This window comes from Psychrobacter sp. TB55-MNA-CIBAN-0194, assembly GCF_040309505.1.
GTDB classification, from domain to species: domain Bacteria; phylum Pseudomonadota; class Gammaproteobacteria; order Pseudomonadales; family Moraxellaceae; genus Psychrobacter; species Psychrobacter fozii.
The window spans coordinates 1-279 of the sequence record NZ_JBEOOW010000187.1 but is presented as its reverse complement, the minus strand read 5'-3'; the positions used below and the strand labels follow the sequence as shown (position 1 = coordinate 279).

The following is a 279-nucleotide window of genomic DNA, read 5'->3' as shown; positions in this document are numbered from 1 at the left end:
ATCCTACCTTGTATATACAAGTTAAAACAAGTATTGTTTAGCGATTGGTTAATAACTCATTTTCAGAGGTTTTTATGTCGTGGGATCAGGTGTGGATTGATGTCAATATTGCAACCATGGACCCGAGTGTTCAACGGGCTTACGGTGCGATAACTCAAGCGGCTATCGCAGTAAAAGATAGCAAAATAGCCTGGGTTGGTCCGCGCAGTGAGCTACCTGAATTTGATGTACTGGCAACGCCGGTTTACCGAGGTAAAGGAGGCTGGATAACGCCCGGGC

1 pseudogene is annotated in these 279 nt (G+C 45.9%); it reads left to right on the top strand.

Annotated elements, in window-relative coordinates:
* Positions 1–74: 74 nt before the first annotated feature.
* Positions 75–279 (top strand): annotated as a pseudogene (locus AAEY75_RS14770) (hypothetical protein); the annotation flags it as partial.